Below are 6,435 nucleotides of genomic sequence, written 5' to 3' on the forward strand. Positions count from 1 at the left end.
CATCATGAGCTGGAACGACTTCTACCAGCGGCGCGACATCCTCGAAGCCGCACTGCGTCAGGCGGGTCACCACCCGGGCGACCCCTTGTCACTCGACGAAATCCCGGGTGCCACCAAGTACTTCGCGACCGAAGACGAGCTTCTGGTCGCGCTTCGGTACAAGTGGAACCAGGTGTTGTCCGGCCATCTTCGCGCCGAGATGACCGATCCGGACTACGCCGATCAGGATCTCGCGCTCGACAGGGTCGAGGCCGTCACCCGCGCCTGGAACAGCGCCACCGCCGAACACGAGACACTCCGCGCCGTTCTCGACGCGGCCCTCGAACGGTGCCCCGCGCTGATCCCGTCCCACGAAGCCGAGCTGCGCACTCTCGCGCTGACGGCGGGGCTGGCCGACGGCAAGGAACCGGCCGAGGAGATCACCAAGGTCGGCAGCGCGTTCGCCACCCTGCTCCGGCACGGACGGCACGCGAAGCCCGCCCGCCGCCGCAGCCCGATGGGTCACCTGCTCCGCTTGCTCGCGCCGAGCGCTTGATCCGGCGTGGCGGGGCCGCCGACGATGTAGTTAGGTGACCGACATGGCTGCTCACACGCGCTGGACCGAGGCCGACATCCCGGATCAGACCGGCCGGACCGCGTTCGTCACGGGGGCGAACTCGGGGCTGGGTCTGCGGACGGCCGAAGTGCTGGCGAGCAAGGGGGCTCACGTGCTGCTCGGCTGCCGGTCGCCGGAACGCGGGGCCAAGGCACTGGAGCAGGTGCGCGCGGCCGCGACCGGGGACGCGCCCGAACTCGTCCGCCTGGACCTCGCCGACCTCGACTCGGTGCGCGAAGCCGCGAAGAAGGTCAAAGAACTGTCGGGCGGCAAGCTCGACCTCCTGGTCAACAACGCGGGCGTGATGGCGATCCCGCGCGGCCACACCAAGGACGGCTTCGAGACCCAGTTCGGCACGAACCACCTCGGGCACGCCGTGCTGACCTGGCTGCTGATGCCGTCGTTGCGTGAGGGTACGGGTGCCCGCGTGGTGACTGTGTCGAGCGTCGCGGCGACGGGGGCGCGCATCGACGTCGCGGACCCGAACTTCGAACGCCGCGTGTACAACCCCGCCGCGGCCTACGGCCAGTCGAAGCTCTCCAACCAGGTGTTCGCGCTCGAACTCGACCGCAGGCTGCGCGCCGCGGGCGAAGGCGTCGTCAGTGTGGCGGCCCACCCCGGCTACACCCGGACCGGACTCGGTTCGGGGATGGCCCGCTCCTACCCCAATCCGGTGGTCCGCGCGCTGGTCAGCGTGGGCAACCGGATCGGCGAGGTACTGATCGCGCAGAACTCACGCAAGGGCACGCTCCCGCAACTGTTCGCCGCGACCGCTCCCGAGGTGGTGGGCGGCGATTACATCGGCCCGCACGGCCTCGGCGGCTTGCGCGGCGACCCGGTCAAGGTGCGGGCAGTGCCCGCCGCGATGAGCGAATCGCTCGGCGCCGCGTTGTGGGACGTGACCACCAAGTTGACGGGCGTCACCCCCGACCCCGCGTGAGCGGCGACCACTGCTCCGGCGGGCGTAGGGTGACGGGGTGAGTGCTGCCCCTGATGGCCGCAAGTTGTTGCGGCTCGAGGTCCGGAATTCCCAGACTCCCATCGAAAAGAAGCCGTCGTGGATCAAGACCCGGGCGGGGATGGGGCCGGAGTTCACCGAGCTCAAGGGCCTGGTCAAGCGTGAAGGTCTGCACACCGTGTGCGAGGAGGCCGGTTGTCCCAACATCTACGAGTGCTGGGAAGACCGCGAGGCCACTTTCCTGATCGGTGGGGATCAGTGCACGCGGCGTTGTGACTTCTGTCAGATCGACACCGGGAAGCCCGAGGCGCTGGACACGACCGAGCCGCGCAAGGTGGCGGAGTCGGTGCAGGCCATGGGGTTGCGCTACTCGACGGTGACTGGTGTGGCGCGGGACGATCTGGAAGACGGCGGCGCGTGGCTGTACGCCGAAACCGTGCGCCAGATCCACGCGCTGAACCCCGGTACCGGTGTCGAGCTGTTGATCCCGGACTTCAACGCGGATCCGGATCAGCTGGCCGAGGTGTTCGGGTCGCGGCCGGAGGTGTTGGCGCACAACGTGGAGACGGTGCCGCGGATTTTCAAGCGGATCCGCCCCGGTTTCCGGTACGCGCGGTCGCTGGAAGTCATCACGCGGGCCCGTGAGGCCGGTTTGGTGACGAAGTCGAACTTGATTCTGGGGATGGGTGAGACTCCGGAGGAGGTGGCTCCGGCGATGAAGGACCTGGTCGACGCGGGCTGTGAGATCCTGACGATCACTCAGTATCTGCGTCCTTCGCCTCGGCATCATCCGGTGGACCGGTGGGTCAAGCCCGAAGAGTTCGTGGAGCATTCGAAGGCTGCCGAGGCAATGGGTTTCGCTGGTGTGATGGCCGGGCCGCTCGTACGCTCGTCTTATCGGGCCGGTCGCCTTTTCGCGCAGACGAAGGCCCACCGCGGCGAAGCACTCTCGGAGAACCTGGCCCACCTCGCCGCCGAAGGGCCCGCGGCGCAGGAAGCCAGCTCACTGCTCGCGCGGTGACTCCGGTCACCTCTCCGCGACATCGCCACCCACCAGGTCACGGATCAGTAAAGTGACCTGGTGGCGTTGGTAACGGATCTTCTCAACTGGCTGCAAGGACTCCCGGAACCGGGACTGGTCGCGGCTACCGGCGGCTTGGTGTTCGCCGAATGCACCATCGGGCTCGGCTTCATCGCACCCGGCGAATCGGGGCTGCTGGTCGCGGCCACGACGGCGACGTCGGTCTCCCGTTTCCTGACCCTATGGGCGGTCGTGACGGTCTGCGCCGCGCTGGGCGACTCACTCGGCTACGCGATCGGCAAACGCTTCGGCCCGCGCCTGCGCGAGACGAAGCTGATCCGCAAATACGGCCTCGACGCCTGGGACAAGGCGACAGGCGTGCTCGAACGGCGAGGCGCGTGGGCGGTGTTCTTCGCGCGTTTCCTCCCGGTCATCCGCACGCTGACCCCGGCGGCGTCCGGGACCTCCGGCCTCCCGTTCCGCAAGTTCCTGCCCGCCGCCGCGGCGGGCGCGGCCTGCTGGTCGGCCATCCACATCGGGATCGGCGCCGCCCTCGGTGAAGCGGCGAAGAAGGTCGAAGGGGTGCTGAACACCGGCGGCCTGGCCATCGTCGGCGTCCTCGTCGGTGTCGCCGTGTTCTTCCTGCTGCGCTACAAAAAGAAGAAGGCGCTCGGCGTCACGGCGGAAGAAGCCATCCCGGCGAAGGTCGGCGCGGAGGACTAGATTCCGGGACATGGCCGCCCTGAACCTGCCCCAGCCGATCGGTTACGTCCTCGGCGGTGGCGGCAGCCTCGGCGCCATGCAGGTCGGGATGCTGCAAGCGCTTTCGGAAGCCGGCATCGCTCCCGATCTCGTCATCGGCACCTCGGTGGGTTCGCTGAACGCCGCCGTCCTCGCGCTCGGGGACGAGTCCGGTGACCGGCTGAACCGGATCTGGTCACGGATGACGCGGCACGAGGCGTTTCCCGGCGGCGTGCTCAGCCAGGTGCGGACCCTGCGGCACAGCAAGATCAACCTGTTCCCCAACACCGGGCTCGCCGCGATCGTCGACGAGCACATCGGCGAGGGTGTCCGGTTCGAGGATCTCGCGCTGCCGCTGGGCGTCGTCGCGACGGACGTCGACACCGCCGAGCCGCTGCTGATCCGCTCAGGACCTGTGCTGGCGCCGCTGCTCGCCAGCTGCGCGATCCCGGGAATCTATCCGCCGGTGGCGTTCGGGGAGCGCATGCTCTACGACGGCGGCCTGGTCGCCAACGTGCCGATGCGCCAGGCACTCGCGATGGGCGCGAAGTCGCTCGTCGTCCTCGACTGCGCCTTCCCCGGCAAGATGCCCGGCACCCCGCAGACCTTCGCCGAGGTGATGATGTTCACCGCGATGATCAGCATGCGGAATCAGGCCGTGCTGGAGGCGCCGATAGCCGCGGCCGAAGTGCCGGTGGTCTACGTGCCGGGCCCGAAGCCGGTGCGGGTCAGCCCGCTTGACTTCAGCCACACCCCGGCACTCACCGCCGAGGCTTATGCGGCCGCGAAGACCTATTTGGGTGAATTGAACGTCGATGGCCCAGGTCTTTATGGTGCGCCAGGTCTCGTCATGGCCTGACGAGCAACCAACCGGCATCGCTCACGTCTTCTTCGTCGCGTACTTTTGAAAGAGAACTTTCCGCTGATCGAGCCACGTAAAAAGAGACTCATATGTTTCCCAAGAAGACATTACTTTCGACGGCCGGAATACTCGCCGCGGTACTGCTGATCTCGGCCTGTTCATCCTCGAGCGGGAACAGTCCCGCGAATTCGACCGGCACCAGTACGGAATCGGGCGAAAGTCCGGTTTCGGTGACCATTGATCCGGCGGGCGGGGCCGATGTCAATCCGGCGACCCCGGTCGTCGTCAAGGCCGAGCACGGCAAACTGACCGACGTCACCGTCACCAACGCCGACAAGGGCAAGCAGGTGAAGGGCGAGTTGGCGGGCGACGGGCTCAGCTGGAAGACGGTGGAGCCGCTCGGTTACGGCAGCACCTACAAGATCGTGGCGCATGCCCAGGGAACCGACGGGAAACCGGTCGAGCAGCAGAGCCGGGTCTCCACCCTGAACCCGAAACAGCAGGCGAACCCGAACCTGATCCCAGCGCCCTCGGCGGTCGCCTCCGGCGGTGTCGGCGTCGGGCAGCCGATCGTGTTCGCGTTCGGCCAGCCGGTGAAGAACAAGGCCGAGGTGGAGAAGAAGCTGTCGGTGGAGTCCACACCGAAACAGGAGGGCTCCTGGTACTGGATCGACGACAAGAACGTCCATTACCGCCCCAAGGTGTACTGGCAGCCCGGCACGACGCTCAAGGTGTCGGCGATGATCTACGGCGTCGATTTCGGCAATGGCGTCTACGGCGCGACCGACCGCACCGAAACGTACAAGGTGCACGATTCCTGGGTCGCCAAGGCCGACGGCGACACCGAGCAGATGCAGATCTTCCACAACGGGCAGCTGGCGAAATCGATGCCCATTTCCATGGGCAAGGACGCCACACCGACACATTTGGGCGCACACGTCATTTCGGACAAACACGAGAATTACACAATGGACTCGTGCACCTACGGCGTCTGCCAGGGCCAGCCAGGATACTACAAGGCGAACGAGAAGTGGTCGCTGCGCATCTCCAACGACGGCGAGTTCGTCCACGAAAACCCGAACAGCGTCGGCGCGCAGGGCAGTTCGAACGTCTCGCACGGCTGCATCAACCTGAACGCCGCGAACGCCCAGTGGTTCTACCAGAACATGGGGCTCGGCGACGTCGTCGAGGTGACGAACTCCGGTGGCCCGCAGCTGCCGGTCTGGGATCTCTATGGCGACTGGTCGAAGTCCTGGGCGGACTGGCAGGCGGGCAGCGCGATCAAGTAGGGGCATGATGGACGGGGTGACCACCACCCTGGACAGTGCCCGCGCACTCGTGGCCGGCGCCGGCCGGATCGTCGCACTGACCGGCGCCGGGATCTCCACCGATTCGGGGATCCCCGATTTCCGCGGCCCGCAGGGCCTGTGGACCCGCGATCCGGCCGCGGAGAAGATGTCGAACCTCCAGGCGTACCAAGGCAGCCGCGAAGTCCGTGAACGGACCTGGCAGGCGCGGCTGGTGCACCCAGGCTGGCATGCCGAGCCGAACGCCGCGCACTACGCGCTCGCGCGCCTGTCGCCGACGCATATCGTCACCCAGAACATCGACCGGCTGCACCAGAAGGCGGGCTCCCCGCCTGAGCGAGTGCTGGAACTCCACGGGACGATGTTCGAGTCGGTCTGCCTGTCCTGTGACGATCGCCGGGACATGCGCACGACGCTGGACCGCGTCCGGGCAGGCGAGACCGATCCGCCCTGTTTGGTGTGCGGCGGCATTCTGAAGTCCGCCACGATCTCGTTCGGCCAGCAACTGGACCGGGACCTCCTCCTCGCCGCTCGCGCCGCCGTCGAAGCGAGCGATCTCCTCCTGGTGGCTGGCTCCTCCCTGAGCGTGCAGCCCGCGGCCAGTCTGGTGAGCGCCGCTTCGCGAGCCGGTGCCGCTGTCGTGATCTGCAACGGCTCCGAAACGCCCTACGACACCATGGCGGCCGCCGTCGTCCGAGGCCCCCTCAGCGAAACCCTCCCCGCCCTAACCTCGTAACTCACGTGCTTGAGCCCGTGTCTCACGTGCTTGAGCCTGCAACTCGCGTGCTTGAGCGCGTAACTCGCGTGCTTGAGCCCGTGTCTCGCGTGCTTGAGCGCGTAACTCGCGTGATCAGGCGGCGAACACCCGTGACCAGACGGCGAACTCGCGTGATCAGGCGGAGGACACGGTGTTGTCCGGTTGAGCACGGGTGTTCGCCGTTTGGGTGCGGG

The 6,435-nt window shown here is 67.2% G+C and carries 8 protein-coding genes; 7 read left to right on the forward strand and 1 reads right to left on the reverse strand.

Annotated elements, in window-relative coordinates; all coding sequences use genetic code 11:
- The first annotated feature begins 4 nt into the window (after nt 1-4).
- The 5 genes from BS329_RS38565 to BS329_RS38585 are packed head-to-tail and all read left to right on the forward strand — an operon-like array spanning nt 5 to nt 4,174.
- Nucleotides 5-535 (forward strand): hypothetical protein, encoded by a 531-nt coding sequence (locus BS329_RS38565; protein ID WP_076168137.1) that lies wholly within the window; start codon nt 5-7, stop codon nt 533-535.
- A 43-nt stretch (nt 536-578) separates the two neighbouring features.
- Nucleotides 579-1,535 (forward strand): oxidoreductase, encoded by a 957-nt coding sequence (locus tag BS329_RS38570; protein WP_076168165.1) that lies wholly within the window; start codon nt 579-581, stop codon nt 1,533-1,535.
- 37 nt (nt 1,536-1,572) lie between these two features.
- Nucleotides 1,573-2,574 carry a lipoyl synthase gene (gene lipA, locus BS329_RS38575; RefSeq protein WP_076168139.1) on the forward strand — a complete coding sequence of 334 codons (1,002 nt, stop codon included), beginning with the start codon at nt 1,573-1,575 and terminating at the stop codon, nt 2,572-2,574.
- A gap of 60 nt (nt 2,575-2,634) precedes the next feature.
- On the forward strand, nt 2,635-3,297 hold the full coding sequence (locus BS329_RS38580; protein WP_076168141.1) for a DedA family protein: 663 nt from the start codon (nt 2,635-2,637) through the stop codon (nt 3,295-3,297).
- A gap of 10 nt (nt 3,298-3,307) precedes the next feature.
- Complete coding sequence (locus tag BS329_RS38585) at nt 3,308-4,174, forward strand: patatin-like phospholipase family protein (RefSeq protein ID WP_076168143.1); 867 nt, start codon at nt 3,308-3,310, stop codon at nt 4,172-4,174.
- A gap of 88 nt (nt 4,175-4,262) precedes the next feature.
- Here the strand turns inward: BS329_RS38585 and BS329_RS44975 are convergent, their stop codons facing one another.
- The gene (locus BS329_RS44975) at nt 4,263-4,415 is read right to left on the reverse strand and encodes a hypothetical protein (RefSeq protein ID WP_244197458.1); all 153 of its coding nucleotides are present in this window, start codon (nt 4,413-4,415) and stop codon (nt 4,263-4,265) included.
- Between BS329_RS44975 and BS329_RS38590 the strand changes: the two genes are divergently transcribed.
- Both BS329_RS38590 and BS329_RS38595 read left to right on the forward strand, forming a co-directional pair.
- On the forward strand, nt 4,408-5,466 hold the full coding sequence (locus BS329_RS38590) for a L,D-transpeptidase (RefSeq protein WP_244197459.1): 1,059 nt from the start codon (nt 4,408-4,410) through the stop codon (nt 5,464-5,466). The two genes, BS329_RS44975 and BS329_RS38590, sit on opposite strands and share 8 nt — an antisense overlap.
- A 16-nt stretch (nt 5,467-5,482) precedes the next feature.
- On the forward strand, nt 5,483-6,220 hold the full coding sequence (locus BS329_RS38595) for an SIR2 family NAD-dependent protein deacylase (RefSeq protein ID WP_244197460.1): 738 nt from the start codon (nt 5,483-5,485) through the stop codon (nt 6,218-6,220).
- The last annotated feature ends 215 nt before the right edge of the window (nt 6,221-6,435 follow it).

Origin of the sequence: Amycolatopsis coloradensis (assembly GCF_001953865.1) — a bacterium.
Taxonomy (GTDB): Bacteria; Actinomycetota; Actinomycetes; order Mycobacteriales; family Pseudonocardiaceae; genus Amycolatopsis; species Amycolatopsis coloradensis.